Origin of the sequence: Burkholderia aenigmatica, from assembly GCF_902499175.1 — a bacterium.
Lineage (GTDB): Bacteria > Pseudomonadota > Gammaproteobacteria > Burkholderiales > Burkholderiaceae > Burkholderia > Burkholderia aenigmatica.
In genome coordinates this window covers 1-15,299 of sequence record NZ_CABVQC010000055.1, presented here as the reverse complement: position 1 = coordinate 15,299, position 15,299 = coordinate 1, and the positions used below count along the sequence as shown (strand labels likewise).

Sequence of the window (15,299 nt, the reverse complement as noted above, 5' to 3'; positions counted from 1 at the left end):
ACGGTTGTGGCCGAAATTCAAGTGGAACGCGCCGATGGCGTGATGACGATCACGATCGCGCGCCCGGCGAAGAAGAACGCGCTGACGGCGGCGATGTATCAGACGATGGCCGACGCACTCGCCGAAGCCCAGGAAGACAAGGCGGTTCGCGTGATCCTGTTGCGCGGTGGCGACGGCAACTTCACCGCGGGGAACGATCTCGAGGATTTCCTGAAGTCGCCGCCGAAGGACGAGAACGCGTCGGTGTTCCAGTTTCTCGCGCGGATCAGCAGCGCGAGCAAGCCGATCGTGGCCGCGGTGCCGGGCATCGCGATCGGCGTCGGCGTGACGATGCTGCTGCATTGCGATCTCGTGTACGCGGCCGACACGGCGACGTTCTCGCTGCCGTTCGCGCAGCTCGGGCTGTGCCCGGAAGCCGCATCGAGCGTGCTGCTGCCGCGCCTGGCCGGCCATCAGGTCGCCGCCGAGAAGCTGATGCTCGGCGAGGCGTTCGATGCGCTGGAAGCGCACCGGATCGGCATCGTGAACCGCGTGCTGCCGGCCGCCGAACTCGACGCGTTCGCGGCGAAGCAGGCGGCGAAGCTCGCGGCGCTGCCGGCGTCGTCGCTGCGCGTGACGAAGGCGCTGCTGAAAGACACGGGTGGTGTTGCGACGTCGGCGCGGATGGCCGAGGAAGCGGGCCACTTCGCCGCGATGCTGCGTGCACCGGAAGCGCGCGAGGCGATGACGGCGTTCTTCGAGAAGCGCAAGCCGGATTTCCGTCAGTTCGACTGACGGAGCAGGCCACGCCGGCGGCGAGCCGCCGGCGCGCGCCCGCGATCGCGCTCAGGCCGTGCCGTAGTCGACGTGGCCGGTTTCGCGGCAGAAGCTGACGAGCCGCAAGCCGGCCGCTTTCGCGATCTCGATCGCGAGCGACGACGGGGCGGAGATCGTCGCCACCAGCGGGATGCCGACCCGCGCGGCCTTGCGCACGAGCTCGTAGCTTGCGCGGCTCGACAGGAACACGAAGCCGTCGGTCGTGTCGGCGCGCGACAGCACGAGCGAGCCGATCAGCTTGTCGAGCGCGTTGTGGCGCCCGACGTCCTCGAACGCCATCCGGATCGCGCCTGTTGCGTCGCACCACGCGGCCGCGTGCAGGCCGCCCGTGAGCCGCGTGAGCGCCTGGTGAGCCGGCAGCGCCTGCGCCGCGCGCGCGAGCGCGTCGGGCGCGAGGCGAGCCAGAAAGCCCGTATCGGGCACGCGTTCGGGTGCGAGGTCGAGCAGGTCGATGCTTTCGATCCCGCATACGCCGCAGCCGGTGCGCCCGGCAAGCGCGCGGCGCCGGTCCTTTAGCGCGGCGAACGCCTGCTGCACGACTTCCAGATGGACTTCCGCATGCGGCAGCGGCGCGTCGGCGTGCAGGATCACCTCGATGTCCTTGATGTCGCTGCCGCGCGCGACGATCCCTTCCGAGATCGCGAAGCCGACCGCGAATGCCTCGAGGTCGCACGGCGTGCACATCATCACCGCGTGCGAGATGCCGTTGAACACGAGGGCGACCGGCCATTCCTGGCCCACGTAGTCGTGCGCGGCTTCGACGGTGCCGCCGCGGGTGCGGCGCACGGACAATTCGATCGCGCCGCGCGGTTCGGTTGTTTCGGTCGGATTCACGAGCACTCCCGTTGATTCGAAGCACGGGCGGCGACAATCGTGTCCGCCGCCCGTGCGCAGAGGTTCTAAAATACCTCAGGCAGGCCGGCCGCGCCGGCATCCGCCACGTCAGGTAACGACCATGGGACTCAGCGACGCTCCGTTGCTATTCAACTTCGAACACGATTCGTCGGAAAATTTGACGTACATTCCGATGATCGTGCGTTTCAATCTCGACCGTTTCGGTCTGCGGATCTCGCTTGAGCAGTGGCAGTTGCTGCCGCTCGAGGACCGCAAGCTGCTCGCGCGCTTTCCGGCCGACGAGGACACCGCGATCGAGCCCAACTTCGATCACGCGCTGTTCGAAATGCTGCGCACGCATGCCGATCTGGAACCGTCGTGGTTCCAGCCGGACGAGCAGCCGACCTGGCGTGCCACCGACATCGTGCCGGAGTCGCTCGTGCAGCAGAGCGCGCTGGCCGGGCTGATGGCGCCCGAGCTTGCGCAGTGGCAGCGGCTCGCGCCGTTCCAGCGCTACGTGCTGGTGAAGCTGTCGCGCAAGCCGAAGCTGAACCACGATTTCCTGCCCGCGATGCGGGAGTTCGGGCTGACGGCCACGCATTGACGCGGCCGTGCGTCGCGCGGTCGCGGCGCGCGCCGGTCAGAGCGGCGGCAGTTGCCGCGGCTTGCGGTCGGGGCCGGTCGCGACGTAGGTGAGCGTCGCTTCGGTGACCTTCACGACCTCGCCCATCAGGCGCATGCGCTGCGCGTACACCTCGACGTCGACCGTGATCGACGTGTTGCCGGTGCGCGTGATGGTCGCGTAGAAGCTCAGCAGATCGCCGACGAACACCGGCTGCTTGAACACGAACGAGTTGACCGCGACCGTCGCGACGCGGCCGTTCGCGCGCTGGCTCGCGGGGATCGAGCCGGCGATGTCGACCTGCGACATGATCCAGCCGCCGAACACGTCGCCGTGGACGTTCGCGTCATGCGGTTGCGGGACGACGCGCAGCGCGGGCTGCTTTTGCGGGAGGTCGAGGGTCGAATCGGTCATGGCGGGGGCTTTCATCCTGTAATAAATAGGCCGCCACGCGCAGGCCGGCCGGCGAGGGCGCCGGCAGCGGCGCGAAGCGGCTTCTGCGACAATACAACGTTCGCAAATTGTACGAGAAAGTGAGCGAGCCGGCCGCCGATGCACGCGCCCGGCACCGCCGCCGATCCTTCCCCCATGCGCCGATTTCCTGCTTCCGGCGAGCCCGCGCCGGCTTCGACCGGGCCCCGCAACGACTGGCAGACCATCCGGTCGTTGCTGCCGTACCTGACCACCTACAAATGGCGCGTCGCGCTCGCGCTCGGCTGCCTGATCGGCGCGAAGGTCGCGAACCTCGGCGTGCCGGTCGTGATGAAGCGCATCGTCGACCACCTGTCCTACGTCCAGCAGATCACCGCGATCGGCCGCGCCGAACAGTCGGCCGGCATCGTGCTCGCGGGCGGCGTGGGGCTGCTGGTCGTCGCGTATGCGCTCGTGCGGCTGTCGACTTCACTGTTTACCGAGCTGCGCGAGATCCTGTTCTCGAAGGTCACCGAGAGCGCGGTGCGCCAGCTCGCGCTGCAGGTGTTCCGGCACCTGCACGGGCTGTCGCTGCGGTTTCACCTGGAGCGCCAGACGGGCGGCATGTCGCGCGACATCGAGCGCGGCACGCGCGGCATCCAGCAGCTGATCTCGTATTCGCTGTACAGCATCCTGCCGACGCTCGTCGAGGTCGGGCTCGTGCTCGGCTTCTTCGTGGTCAAGTACGAGGCCTATTACGCGTACGTGACGTTTGCGGCGCTGGTTACCTACATCGTGTTCACGGTGAAGGTCACCAACTGGCGCACGCATTTCCGCCGCACGATGAACGAGCTCGATTCGCGCGCGAACTCGCGGGCGATCGATTCGCTGATCAACTACGAGACGGTCAAGTATTTCGGCAACGAGGAGTGGGAAGCGCAGCGCTACGACGAGAACCTCAAGCGCTACCGCAAGGCTGCGATCCGCTCGCAGAACTCGCTGTCGGTGCTGAACTTCGGCCAGCAGACGATCATCGGCACGGGGCTCGTGTTCATCCTGTGGCGTGCGACGCAGGGCGTGCTCGCCGGCAAGCTGACGCTCGGCGATCTGGTGCTGATCAACACGTTCATGTTGCAGCTGTACATTCCGCTGAACTTCCTCGGGGTCGTGTATCGCGAGCTGAAGCAGAGCCTCACCGACATGGACCGGATGTTCGGGCTGCTGTCGGCCGCGAAGGAAGTGGCCGACCTGCCCGATGCGCGGCCGCTTGCGGTATCCGGCGCGCAGGTGCGCTTCGAGCACGTGAATTTCGCGTACGAGCCGGCGCGGCAGATCCTGCACGACGTGTCGTTCACGATCGACGCGGGCACGACGACCGCGGTGGTCGGCCACAGCGGCTCCGGGAAGTCGACGCTGTCGCGGCTGCTGTTCCGCTTCTACGATCTCGACCGGCAGGCCGGCGGTGCGATCCGGATCGACGGGCAGGATATCCGCGACGTCACGCAGGATTCGCTGCGCGCGTCGATCGGGATCGTGCCGCAGGACACCGTGCTGTTCAACGACTCGATCTATTACAACATCGCGTACGGGCGGCCGGCCGCGACCCGCGACGAGGTGATCGCGGCTGCGCGTGCCGCGCACATCCACGATTTCATCGAAAGCTTGCCGAAGGGCTATGACACGCCGGTCGGCGAGCGCGGGCTCAAGCTGTCGGGCGGCGAAAAGCAGCGCGTCGCGATCGCGCGCACGCTGCTGAAGAACCCGCCGGTGCTGCTGTTCGACGAAGCGACGTCGGCGCTCGATTCGCGCTCGGAGCGCGCGATCCAGCACGAGCTCGACCAGATTGCGCGGCATCGCACGACGCTCGTGATCGCGCACCGGCTGTCGACGGTTGTCCACGCGCAGCAGATCCTCGTGATGGACCACGGGCGGATCGTCGAGCGCGGCACGCACGACGAACTCGTGCGCGCCGACGGGTTGTATGCGCAGATGTGGGCGCTGCAGCAGCAGCGCGCGGCGGCGGGCGGGGAAGAGGCCGAGGCCGCGTGAGCGGCGGTGCTGCGCGCGGGGGCGCACAGCGGGAGGGGCTTGCTCGATGGGCGGAGTCGGGCCGGCACGATGGCCCGGCGGGCGCTGGATCGGTTGGACGGCCTAGCCAACCCGGTCAGTTCGCCGGTCAGCCAGCCAGTCGGTCAGCCAGCCAGTCGGTCAGCTAACCAGCCGGCCAACTGACCGGTCGATCAACCCGCCAGTGGATCGATCAACCTGACGACCCATCAGCGGGTCACTTCGCGGCGCGCAGCCGCGCGTCGAGCTCGCCCAGCTGCGCGGGCGTGCCGACGTTCTCCCAGATACCTTCATACAGTTCGCCGCTCGCGCGGCCGGCTTCGATCGCCGCGCGATAGTACGGCGTCAGCGCGCGCCGTGTGCCGGGTGCGAGATCGCGGAACATCCGCGTGTCGTACACGCCGATGTTGCCGAACGTGAAGCGCGCGACGCCGTCGAGCGCCAGGCGGCCGTCGTCGCCGAGCGCGAAGTCGCCGGCCGGATGGAACGGCGGGTTCGGCACCATCACGAGATGCATCGCGGGCGCGTCGAGCGCGGCCATCCGCGCGGCGCGCGGCGCGAGCGTCCGGTAGTCGAACGCGCAGTACACATCGCCGCTGACCGCCGCGAACACGGCCGGCTGGCCGTCGCGCTCGAGCAGCGGCAATGCCTGCGCGATGCCGCCCGCAGTTTCCAGCGCGTCGCCCTCGGCCGAATACGCGAGCCGTACGCCCCAGCGCGAACCGTCGCCGAGCGCGGCCTCGATCTGCTCGCCGAGCCACGCGTGGTTGATCACGATCGTCTCGATGCCTGCGCGCGCGAGCGCTTCGATCTGCCACACGATCAGCGGCTTGCCGCCCGCTTCGAGCAGGGGCTTCGGACGGGTGTCGGTGAGCGGGCGCATCCGTTCGCCGCGCCCGGCGGCGAAGATCATCGCCGTGGTCAGGGTGTTGCTCATGTTCGGCCGGGTATCAGGAGAGTCGGAACGGTCAGAACGTGTAGCCCACGTCGGCCGGCGCGTTGCCCTCGAGTTCGTCAAGCAGCTTCGCGAACGGCACGAGCGGGCGGTAGCGCAGCGCGACCTTGCGCGCATACGTGATGAAGCGCGGCAGGTCGTTCAGGTAGTGCGGCTTGGCGTCGCGGTAATTGATGCGCGCGAACAGGCCGAGCACCTTGATGTGGCGCTGCAGCCCCATCCATTCGAGCTGGCGGTAGAACTCGCCGAAATCGGGGTCGACCGGCAGGCCGGCCTTTTTGGCCTTTTCCCAGTAGTACGCGAAGCAGTCGAGCTCGAATTCCTCGTCCCAGCTGATGAACGCGTCGCGCAGCAGCGACACGACGTCGTACGTCAGCGGCCCGTAGACGGCGTCCTGGAAGTCGAGGATGCCCGGGTTCGGCTCGCAGACCATCAGGTTGCGCGGCATGAAGTCGCGCAGCATGAAACCCTGCGGCTGCGCGTGCGCACTGGCGACCAGCAGCGCGAAGGTGCGGTCGAGCGTGCCGCGCATCGCGTCGGTGACGGGCTTGCCGAGGTGGCGGCCGACGAACCATTCGGGCATCAGCTCCATCTCGCGGCGCAGGAATGCCTCGTCGAACGGCGGCAGCACGTCGGGCTTCGACGTCAGCTGGAAGCGGATCAGCGCGTCGAGCGCGGCGCGCATCAGCGGCTTGGCGGCGGCCGGGTCGGCCGGATCGAGCACCGAGATGTACGATGTGCGGCCGAGATCGGTCACGAGCATGAAGCCCGCGTCGAAATCGTGGGCCAGCACGTCCGGCACGTGGTCGCCGGCCGCGGCGAGCAGCTGCGCGACCTGGACGAACTCACGGCACTTCTCGGGCGGCGGCGCGTCGACGGCGATCAGCGTGCCGCCGGCGCTCGTGGCCGATGCGACACGGAAATAGCGGCGGAAACTGGCGTCCGACGAGGCGGGCGCGAGGGTCGACAGGTCGAGTGCGTAGCGGTCGGCGAGCGGGTGCAGCCACGCGGTGAGCGCTTCGAGGCGGGCGTCGGGCTGGGATGCGGCGGATGGGGGCGTCATGAAACTCGGAGGAGGGGGGAACGTCTTGCCATATAATACCCCACGACTTTTTTGACGCGCCCCGCGTCAGCTTTCCGCCGTGCCGGCTCGCCGCCTGTCGCGCCGTCGCCCGATCGCCTCCCCGGTTTGCGCTCAGCCGCAGTCGCGGTGCGACGGCGCGGCCCGCCGTGCGCGAATGTGCCGCGTCGGCGCGGTTGACAAGGGGCGATTCGCCAAACGATAGATGCCGCCCAAACCGCTATTCCCGAATGTTTTCCCCGGTGACGGGGCGCCGCGCAAACGGCGACTCGCGCTCGCGCTCCTGGCCGTGCCCGGCCTCGTGCCGGCCGTGTCGTACGCGCAGCTGTCGGGCGCGGCCGCGCAGCCGCAGCTGCTCGACTCGCCGTGGGATCTGCGTCTCGCGCCCCAGCTCGAGGATCATCCGCTGAAGGACGGCGCGAAGCCGGCCGCCTTCGTGATCGCCGACCACACGAGCGGGACGGCCGAGCAGGATCTCGCCGCGAAGGGCTCGGCCGAGCTGCGGCGCGGCGACGCCGTCGTGAAGGCCGACGCGATCCACTACGATCAGGATACCGACATGGCCGATGCGTACGGCCAGGTCAAGGTGGTCAATGGCGGTACGTCGTTCGCAGGCCCCGAGGCGCACCTGAAGATCGAAGCGAACCAGGGCTTCATGACGGCGCCGAAGTACCACTTCAACATGACGGGCGGCTCGGGCAGCGCGGAGCGCGTCGACATGGTCGACAACGAGCGCTCGGTGTTCGTCAACGGCACCTACACTGCGTGCCAGTGCTCGACGAACCCCGCGTGGTACATCAAGGGCAGCCGCTTCGACTTTGATACGGGCGCCGACGAAGGCACCGCGCGCAACGGCGTGCTGTTCTTCCAGGGCGTGCCGATCTTCGCGAGCCCGTGGATGACGTTCCCGTTGTCGGGCGAGCGGCGCAGCGGCCTGCTGCCGCCGACGTTCTCGATGAGCTCGAACAACGGCTTCGAGCTGTCGCTGCCGTACTACTTCAACATCGCGCCGAACCGCGACCTGACGCTCACGCCGCGCATCATCTCGCGGCGCGGCGTGATGGCCGAGGCGACGTTCCGCTACCTGTCGCCGTCGTATTCGGGCACGTTTACGGCCAATTACCTGCCGGACGACCGGCTTGCGCACCGCAACCGCTACGCGATCTACTGGCAGCACCAGCAGAACTTCGGCGGTGGTTTCGGCGGCTACGTCTACTACAACAAGGTCTCGGACAACACGTATCCCGAAGACCTCGGGTCGACGAACCAGTTCGTCAACGGGACGCAGACGCTGTACCAGCAGGAAGCGGGTCTCACGTACAACAACGGCCCGTGGTCGGTGCTCGCGCGCTACCAGCACTGGCAGACGCTGCCGCCGTCGATCGCGCCTTACAGCCGCGAGCCGCAGTTGAACGTGAAGTACACGAAGTACAACGTCGGCGGCTTCGACTTCGGCGCGGAAGCCGACTATTCGCGGTTCCGCATCACGACGGCCGATGCGACGGAAGGCGACCGGATCGTCTTCAACCCGTATATCGCGTACGGCGTGTACGGCCCCGGCTACTTCGTCGTGCCGAAGATCCAGTACCACCTCGCGTCGTACGACCTGAACTACCTGTCGTCGACCACGCCGAACAGCCCGAAGCGCTTCACCGAGTCGATCCCGACCGTGAGCTTCGATTCGGGCCTGATCTTCGACCGCTCGGTGCGCCTGTTCGGCCAGGACTTCATCCAGACCCTCGAGCCGCGCCTGTACTACGTGTACACGCCGTATCGCAACCAGTCGAACGCACCGCTGTTCGACACCGCGGAATCGGATTTCGGCCTCGCGGAGATCTACCAGCCGAACACGTTCGTCGGCAACGACCGGATTGCCGATGCGAACCGGATCACGGCCGGCCTGACGTCGCGCTTCATCGATCCGCGCACCGGCGACGAGCGCGCGCGCTTCGTGATCGCGCAGCAGTACTACTTCGCCAATCAGCGCGTCACGCTGAATTCCGGGCAGGCCGCCGCACAGGCGCGCCACTCGGACCTGATCGTCGGCGCCGCGCTGAAGCTCGGCTCGGGCTTCATGTCGGAGACGGCGTTCCAGTACAACCAGAACAACAACCAGCTCGTGAAGTCGAGTGTCGGTTTCGGCTACAGCCCGGGCGAGCGCCGCGTGATCAACGTCGGCTACCGCTATACGCGATCGAACACCACGCTCGACAACCAGCCGATCAACCAGTTCCTGGTGTCCGCGCAATGGCCGCTCACGCGCAGCCTGTATGCGATCGGCCGCTTCAACTACGACATCGCCGGCAATCGCGTGATCGACGGTCTGGTCGGCTTACAATACGACGCGGATTGCTGGGCGCTCGGGGTCGGGGTGCAGCGGTTTGCGAACGGCATCAATTCGTCGGGACAGCAGAATTCGTCGACGCGAGTCATGATGCAGCTGACGCTCAAGGGCCTGTCGACGGTCGACAACGGCCTCGTGTCCGCGTTCCGTGCCGGTGTGCCGGGCTACACGCCGCTGCCGCCGGCGCCGCCGCCGATGTCCCGCTTCAGCAACTACGAGTAACGCCGGCTTGTCTGCACCGGTCAGCACGATTTCAATGGAGTTCCAGTGGCAATGAAGAAAACCCTTCGTTTCGCGGCAGTCGTGTCCAGCCTCGCTGCGGCCGCCGCGCTGCTCGCCGCCGCGCCGGCTGCGGCGCAGGCGCTCGGTTCGCAAGGTGCGCAGCTCGCCGACGAAGTCGTCGCGGTCGTCAACAACGACGTGATCACGGGCCGCGAACTCGACCAGCGTGCAGGCCTGATCGCGCGCCGGCTGCAGCAGCAGAACGCGCCGGTGCCGCCGGTCGACCAGCTGCGTGCACAGGTGCTGAACCAGATGGTGCTCGAGCGTATCCAGGTACAGAAGGCCAAGGACGACGGGATCCGCATCGACGACGCGACCGTGCAGTCCACGCTGCAGCGTCTCGCGCAGGCGAACGGGATGACGCTCGAGCAGTACCGCGCGCGTCTCGAGGCGCAAGGCGTGCCCTGGAGCATCTTCACGAGCGACGCGCGCACCGAACTGATGCTGTCGAAGCTGCGCGAGCGCGAGGTCGACGGCAAGATCACCGTATCGGACGCCGAGGTCGTGAACTACATCGCGAGCCAGCGCGGGCCGAACGCGTCGCAGCAGCAGGACCTGCGCTTCCAGCACATCTTCATCAAGGCGCCGACCAACGCGCCGCAGGCCGACATCGAAGCCGCGCAGAAGAAGGCTGATGCGCTGCTGCAGCAGGCGAAGTCGGGCGCCGATTTCGAAAAGCTCGCGAAGAACAATTCGGAAGCGAACGACGCGAAGAAGGGCGGCGACCTCGGCTTCAAGTCGCCGAGCGCGCTGCCGGCCGACGTCGTCGACGCCGCATCGAAGCTGCGCCCGGGCCAGGTCAACCCGACGCTGATCCGCGTGCCGGACGGCTTCGAGATCGTGCGTCTCGTCGATCGTCGCCAGAGCCAGGGCGCGTCCGCCGCGGCACCGAAGATCGTTCAGACGCACGTGCGCCACATCCTGTTGCGCGTGGGCGAAGGCAAGTCGGAAGGCCAGGCGCGCCAGCAGCTGGCCGACATCCGCAACCAGGTCGAGGCCGGCGGCGATTTCGCGAAGTTCGCGCGCACCTACTCGCAGGACGGTTCGGCGTCGCAGGGCGGCGATCTCGGCTGGATCAGCCCGGGCGAGACCGTACCGGAATTCGAGCGCGCGATGAACAACCTGCAGGACGGCCAGGTCAGCCAGCCGATTCGTACCGAGTATGGCTATCACCTGATCCAGGTGCTGAGCCGCCGCGAAGCGGAAGGCTCGGTGCAGCAGCAGATGGACATCGCGCGTCAGGCAATCGGCCAGCGCAAGGCCGAACAGGCGTATGCCGACTGGCTGCGCGAGCTGCGCGATTCGTCGTACGTGCAGTACAAGTTCGGCGGCGCCGGTCCGGCGAACTGAGCGAGCATCAGATGACCACGCCCGCGCTGCAGATCGCAATCACCACCGGCGAACCGGCGGGGGTCGGCCCGGAGCTGACCGTGCAGGCGCTGCGTGATGCCGCGCAGCGCTGGCCCGACGCGCATTTCACCGTGCTCGGCGATGCGGCGCTGCTCGATGCGCGGGCGGCGGCCGTCGGTGCCGACCGGGCCACGCTGGCCGGTGGCGGGCCGGTGTCGGTCGCGCATCACGCGCTCGCCGTGCCCGCGCAGGCGGGCAAGCTGGACGCGGCGAACGGCCTGTACGTGCTCGGGCTGCTCGATACGGCGATCGACGGCGCGCTGGCAGGCCGGTACGACGCGATCGTTACCGCGCCGCTGCAGAAGAGCACGATCAACGATGCGGGCGTGCCGTTCACCGGCCATACCGAATACCTGGCGGAGCGCACGCATACGCCGCGTGTCGTGATGATGCTGGCCGGTACCGGCCCCAAGCCGCTGCGCGTCGCGCTCGCGACCACGCACCTGCCGCTCAAGGACGTTGCGGCCGCATTGACGGTCGACGGGCTCGTCGAGACGCTCGCGATCATCGATCGCGACCTGCGGCGCGACTTCGGTCTGGCCGCGCCGCGCATCCTCGTGACGGGCCTGAACCCGCACGCGGGCGAGAACGGTTATCTCGGCCGCGAGGAGATCGACGTGATCGCGCCGGCGCTGGCCCGCGCGAACGCGCAGGGTATCGACGCGCGCGGCCCGTATCCGGCCGACACGCTGTTCCAGCCACGCCATCTCGCCGATGCCGATTGCGTGCTCGCGATGTTCCATGACCAAGGTCTGCCCGTGCTGAAGTACGCGACGTTCGGCGAGGGCATCAACGTGACGCTCGGGCTGCCGATCATCCGGACGTCGGTCGATCACGGCACGGCACTCGATCTGGCCGGCACGGGCCGCGCGGATCCGGGCAGCATGATCGCCGCGCTCGACACGGCCGTCACGATGGCGCGCCATCGCCGCGCGGCCTGACGCGGCCCGGCTTCACCTCATTCGTCGTATTTTTCGTTTTACTCAGTCGATGTCGAACAGCAGACAGCACCAAGGCCACTTCGCGCGCAAGCGCTTCGGGCAGAACTTCCTCGTCGATCACGGCGTGATCGATTCGATCGTCTCGACGATCGGCCCCGCGCGCGGCCAGCGCATGGTCGAGATCGGCCCCGGGCTCGGCGCGCTGACCGAGCCGCTGATCCAGCGCCTCGCGACGCCCGAGTCGCCGCTGCATGCGGTCGAGCTCGACCGCGACCTGATCGGGCGCCTGCAACAACGCTTCGGCCCGCTGCTCGAACTGCACGCGGGCGACGCGCTCGCGTTCGACTTCCGTTCGCTCGCGGCGCCCGGCGACAAGCCGTCGCTGCGGATCGTCGGCAACCTGCCGTACAACATTTCGAGCCCGCTGCTGTTTCACCTGATGACGTTCGCCGACGCGGTCATCGACCAGCACTTCATGCTGCAGAACGAAGTCGTCGAACGGATGGTCGCGGAGCCGGGCACGAAGGCGTTTTCGCGTCTGTCGGTGATGCTGCAGTACCGCTACGTGATGGAAAAGATGCTCGACGTGCCGCCGGAATCGTTCCAGCCGCCGCCGAAGGTCGATTCGGCGATCGTCCGGATGATTCCGTACGAGCCGCATGAACTGCCGGACGTCGATCCCGTGCTGTTGGGCGAAGTCGTCACCGCTGCGTTCTCGCAGCGCCGCAAGATGCTGCGCAATACGCTCGGCGACTATCGCGAGACGATCGATTTCGATGCGCTCGGCTTCGATCTCGCGCGCCGCGCGGAGGACGTGAGCGTGGCCGAATACGTCGGCGTCGCGCAGGCGCTCGCGGCGGTGCGCAAGGCCGGTTGACGCGGGTCAAGGCCGGTCACGCGAGCCGGCCCGGATGGACGAAAAAGGCTGCCCTGCGGGGCAGCCTTTTTTATCGCGTGGACGCGCGCGTGTCGCGCAGGGTTGTCATGCTCGCCTGCGCTGCGGCGCGTTGACGAGTGCAATTCCGGTCAGCACGAGCGCGGCCGCGGACATGAAGCGCCAGCCGACCGATTCGCCGAGCAGCAGCACGCCGAACGCGACGCCGAACAGCGGCGACAGGAACGTGAAGACGGACAGCCGCGACGCGCTGTAGCGCGTCAGCAGCCAGAACCACGACAGGTAGCTGACGAACGCGACGATCACCGACTGGTACGCGAGGCTCGCCATCGCGACCGGCGTGACGCGCGCGAACGACACCTGGCCGAACAGCGCGGCCAGCGCGACCAGCACGACCGCCGACACCGCGAGCTGATAGAACAGCGTCTTGCTCGCGCTTGCCCGCGCGAGCGTCGTCGAGCGCACGACGACCGTCGTCGCGGCCCACATCGCACCGCCGAGTATCCCGAGCGCGTCGCCGGCGAGCCCGGCCAGCACCGATGCACCGGGTGCGCGCGGCTTCAGGAAGCCGTCCGCGAACGCGAGCGCGATGCCGGCGAAGGCGAGGCCGACGCCGGCCCACTGCGTGCGCTGCAGCCGTTCGCCGGGTGCGAACAGGTGCAGGCCCAGCGCGGTGAAGCACGGCGCCGTGTACAGGAAGATCGCCATGTGCGACGCGCTCGTCAGCGTCAGCCCGAAGAACACGCAGATGAATTCGCCGGCGAACAGCGCACCGGCCGCGAGGCCTGGGCCGAACGTGCCATCGGCCTGGAACAGCGGCGTGCCGCGCGAGCGGGCCCAGCCCCATAGCAGCACCGCCGCGATCACCGAGCGCAGCCCGGCCTGGAACATCGGTGCAATCGCCGCGTTCGTACTCTTGATCGCGACCTGCTGGAAGCCCCAGATCGCGCACAGCAGCAGCATCAGGCCGACGGCACGCGTATCGAGCGCGCGGCGCACGGGGGCAGCGGCGAGCGTGGTCATCGGCGAACCTCGCCGGTTCGGGACGGCGGCAGCGAGATCGGGAGGGCGGCGCATCCGGCGCGCTCGAATCGGCGGTTTCGCACGGCAGTGTAGTGGTAGGGAGCGTGGGTGGTCGCGTTCGGGCGGTGGGTCACATGCCCGCTTTTGGTGCGAGGTGGAAGGATGTTACCCGATCGGCGCGGTAGCCGGGCGAGCCGGATCGTGCCGTTTTCCGGCGTGGTGCTCGCGCCGATCGGTATCGATGAGCCGGTTCGGCCGAGCTCCGGCCTGGCGCCTCCGGGCTTGGCCGTCCCCGGCTAGGCGCCCCCGGCGAAATTTACCCGACTCTGGTAGAGTTCCCGGTTCTGGAAAGTCCCCACAGGAGTACAACCCATGCGATTGCTGCATACGATGCTGCGAGTCGGCGATCTCGACCGCTCGATCAAGTTCTACACCGAATTGCTCGGCATGAAGGTGCTGCGCCGCGACGACTATCCGGAAGGCAAGTTCACGCTCGCATTCGTCGGCTACGGCGATGAAAGCGACAACACGGTGATCGAACTGACCCACAACTGGGACACCCCGTCGTACGACCTCGGCACGGGTTTCGGCCATCTCGCGCTGGAAGTCGACGACGCATACGCGGCCTGCGACAAGATCAAGGCGCAAGGCGGCAAGGTCACGCGCGAAGCGGGCCCGATGAAGCACGGCACGACCGTGATCGCGTTCGTCGAGGATCCGGACGGCTACAAGATCGAGTTCATCCAGAAGAAGGCGCACTGAGCGCCGGATGACCCGGGCTGCGGCGCGCGATGTGCGCCGCGGCCGCAAAAAAGGGCGATGCGGGGTGACCCGCATCGCCCTTTTTCGTCGGCGGCGAAGCCGTGCGCGTCAAAGCGACGGCAGCAGTTCGGGCGGGTGATGCTTGAGCGTGTGCCGCGCCTCGCGGAACTCGGGAAAGATCGATTCGACGGTCTGCCAGAAGGCCGGGCTGTGGTTCATCTCGCGCAGGTGCGACAACTCGTGCGCGACGACGTAGTCGATGATCGACATCGGGAAATGGATCAGCCGCCAGTTCAGGCGGATCTTGCCGTCGCTCGAGCAGCTGCCCCAGCGCGTCGCGGCCGACGACAGCGCGTACATCGAATACGAGACACCGAGCTTCTCTGCATAGACCGCAAGGCGTTCCCCGAAGATCCGCTTGGCTTCGCCCTGCAGCCAGCCCTGCACGCGATCCTTGATTTGCTGCATGTCGGCCTGCACGGGCAACGGCAGCGAGAGCCGCAGCGCGTCGCCATCGAACGCGACGGCGCCCGCGCCGAGCGCGATCGTCACCGTCTTGCCGAGATAGGGAAGTTGCGCGCCGTCGCGCCAGTCGATCTGCGGCAACGCGCGCTGCTCGGTGCGCGTCTTCCACTCCGCGAGCTTCGCGAAGATCCAGCGTTGTTTCTCGGCGATCGCCGCCTCGATGTCAGCGAGCGTGACCCAGCGCGGCGCGGTGATCGACAGTCCGCTGCCGTCGATCGTGAAGCCGATCGTGCGGCGCGCGGAGCGCTTCAGGCGGTATTCGAGCACGCGGCTGTCGAGTGCGAACGTCCGCACGCGCGAGCGGTCGGGTGCCGGGCCCGGATCGAGGGGT

Annotated in this window: 14 protein-coding genes; 8 read left to right on the top strand and 6 right to left on the bottom strand. The window is 67.8% G+C overall.

Annotated elements, in window-relative coordinates:
• Positions 1 to 6 precede the first annotated feature (6 nt).
• On the top strand, positions 7 to 774 hold the full coding sequence (locus tag BDO18943_RS30670; RefSeq protein WP_043190606.1) for an enoyl-CoA hydratase: 768 nt from the start codon (positions 7 to 9) through the stop codon (positions 772 to 774).
• A gap of 51 nt (positions 775 to 825) precedes the next feature.
• Here BDO18943_RS30670 and fdhD read toward each other — a convergent pair whose 3' ends face one another.
• Positions 826 to 1,656, bottom strand: a complete 831-nt coding sequence (gene fdhD / locus BDO18943_RS30665) for a formate dehydrogenase accessory sulfurtransferase FdhD (protein WP_374101833.1) — start codon at positions 1,654 to 1,656, stop codon at positions 826 to 828.
• 115 nt (positions 1,657 to 1,771) lie between these two features.
• Between fdhD and BDO18943_RS30660 the strand changes: the two genes are divergently transcribed.
• On the top strand, positions 1,772 to 2,254 hold the full coding sequence (locus BDO18943_RS30660) for a nitrate reductase associated protein (protein ID WP_043190609.1): 483 nt from the start codon (positions 1,772 to 1,774) through the stop codon (positions 2,252 to 2,254).
• 36 nt (positions 2,255 to 2,290) lie between these two features.
• Here the strand turns inward: BDO18943_RS30660 and BDO18943_RS30655 are convergent, their stop codons facing one another.
• Positions 2,291 to 2,686 carry an acyl-CoA thioesterase gene (locus tag BDO18943_RS30655; RefSeq protein WP_043190612.1) on the bottom strand — a complete coding sequence of 132 codons (396 nt, stop codon included), beginning with the start codon at positions 2,684 to 2,686 and terminating at the stop codon, positions 2,291 to 2,293.
• Between the two features lie 174 nt (positions 2,687 to 2,860).
• Between BDO18943_RS30655 and BDO18943_RS30650 the strand changes: the two genes are divergently transcribed.
• Positions 2,861 to 4,732, top strand: a complete 1,872-nt coding sequence (locus BDO18943_RS30650; RefSeq protein WP_175025230.1) for an ABCB family ABC transporter ATP-binding protein/permease — start codon at positions 2,861 to 2,863, stop codon at positions 4,730 to 4,732.
• A gap of 235 nt (positions 4,733 to 4,967) precedes the next feature.
• Here BDO18943_RS30650 and murU read toward each other — a convergent pair whose 3' ends face one another.
• A complete protein-coding gene (gene murU, locus BDO18943_RS30645) occupies positions 4,968 to 5,687 on the bottom strand; it encodes an N-acetylmuramate alpha-1-phosphate uridylyltransferase MurU (protein WP_175025229.1) in 720 nt (239 codons plus the stop codon).
• A 31-nt stretch (positions 5,688 to 5,718) separates the two neighbouring features.
• Entirely contained in the window at positions 5,719 to 6,768 is a 1,050-nt protein-coding gene (locus BDO18943_RS30640) for an aminoglycoside phosphotransferase family protein (protein WP_175025228.1), read from the bottom strand.
• Positions 6,769 to 6,991: 223 nt separating this feature from the next.
• On the opposite strand from BDO18943_RS30640, the gene BDO18943_RS30635 reads away from it, so the two are divergent.
• The 4 genes from BDO18943_RS30635 to rsmA are packed head-to-tail and all read left to right on the top strand — an operon-like array spanning position 6,992 to position 12,640.
• Positions 6,992 to 9,352, top strand: a complete 2,361-nt coding sequence (locus tag BDO18943_RS30635; protein ID WP_175025227.1) for an LPS-assembly protein LptD — start codon at positions 6,992 to 6,994, stop codon at positions 9,350 to 9,352.
• Positions 9,353 to 9,403: 51 nt separating this feature from the next.
• The gene (locus tag BDO18943_RS30630) at positions 9,404 to 10,762 is read left to right on the top strand and encodes a peptidylprolyl isomerase (protein WP_043190627.1); all 1,359 of its coding nucleotides are present in this window, start codon (positions 9,404 to 9,406) and stop codon (positions 10,760 to 10,762) included.
• An 11-nt stretch (positions 10,763 to 10,773) separates the two neighbouring features.
• Positions 10,774 to 11,763, top strand: coding sequence for a 4-hydroxythreonine-4-phosphate dehydrogenase PdxA (gene pdxA, locus BDO18943_RS30625; RefSeq protein WP_175025226.1), 990 nt, complete (start codon positions 10,774 to 10,776; stop codon positions 11,761 to 11,763).
• Positions 11,764 to 11,812: 49 nt separating this feature from the next.
• Entirely contained in the window at positions 11,813 to 12,640 is an 828-nt protein-coding gene (rsmA, locus tag BDO18943_RS30620) for a 16S rRNA (adenine(1518)-N(6)/adenine(1519)-N(6))-dimethyltransferase RsmA (RefSeq protein ID WP_043190633.1), read from the top strand.
• 105 nt (positions 12,641 to 12,745) lie between these two features.
• Here the strand turns inward: rsmA and BDO18943_RS30615 are convergent, their stop codons facing one another.
• On the bottom strand, positions 12,746 to 13,681 hold the full coding sequence (locus BDO18943_RS30615) for a DMT family transporter (protein WP_175025225.1): 936 nt from the start codon (positions 13,679 to 13,681) through the stop codon (positions 12,746 to 12,748).
• A 372-nt stretch (positions 13,682 to 14,053) separates the two neighbouring features.
• On the opposite strand from BDO18943_RS30615, the gene gloA reads away from it, so the two are divergent.
• Positions 14,054 to 14,443, top strand: a complete 390-nt coding sequence (gloA, locus tag BDO18943_RS30610; protein WP_043190639.1) for a lactoylglutathione lyase — start codon at positions 14,054 to 14,056, stop codon at positions 14,441 to 14,443.
• A gap of 108 nt (positions 14,444 to 14,551) precedes the next feature.
• On the opposite strand, the gene BDO18943_RS30605 is transcribed toward gloA, so the two are convergent.
• Positions 14,552 to 15,299, bottom strand: a 748-nt coding sequence (locus tag BDO18943_RS30605) for a M48 family metallopeptidase (protein ID WP_175025224.1), incomplete at its 5' end; no start/stop codon positions are given.

Bases quoted from the DNA above. Each gene is read 5' to 3' on its own strand.
- BDO18943_RS30655 (WP_043190612.1), bottom strand. From the start codon at position 2,686: ATGACCGATTCGACCCTCGACCTCCCGCAAAAGCAGCCCGCGCTGCGC.
- BDO18943_RS30660 (WP_043190609.1), top strand. From the start codon at position 1,772: ATGGGACTCAGCGACGCTCCGTTGCTATTCAACTTCGAACACGATTCG.
- pdxA (WP_175025226.1), top strand. From the start codon at position 10,774: ATGACCACGCCCGCGCTGCAGATCGCAATCACCACCGGCGAACCGGCG.
- rsmA (WP_043190633.1), top strand. From the start codon at position 11,813: ATGTCGAACAGCAGACAGCACCAAGGCCACTTCGCGCGCAAGCGCTTC.
- BDO18943_RS30615 (WP_175025225.1), bottom strand. From the start codon at position 13,681: ATGACCACGCTCGCCGCTGCCCCCGTGCGCCGCGCGCTCGATACGCGT.
- murU (WP_175025229.1), bottom strand. From the start codon at position 5,687: ATGAGCAACACCCTGACCACGGCGATGATCTTCGCCGCCGGGCGCGGC.
- BDO18943_RS30650 (WP_175025230.1), top strand. From the start codon at position 2,861: ATGCGCCGATTTCCTGCTTCCGGCGAGCCCGCGCCGGCTTCGACCGGG.
- BDO18943_RS30640 (WP_175025228.1), bottom strand. From the start codon at position 6,768: ATGACGCCCCCATCCGCCGCATCCCAGCCCGACGCCCGCCTCGAAGCG.
- gloA (WP_043190639.1), top strand. From the start codon at position 14,054: ATGCGATTGCTGCATACGATGCTGCGAGTCGGCGATCTCGACCGCTCG.
- BDO18943_RS30635 (WP_175025227.1), top strand. From the start codon at position 6,992: ATGCCGCCCAAACCGCTATTCCCGAATGTTTTCCCCGGTGACGGGGCG.
- BDO18943_RS30630 (WP_043190627.1), top strand. From the start codon at position 9,404: ATGAAGAAAACCCTTCGTTTCGCGGCAGTCGTGTCCAGCCTCGCTGCG.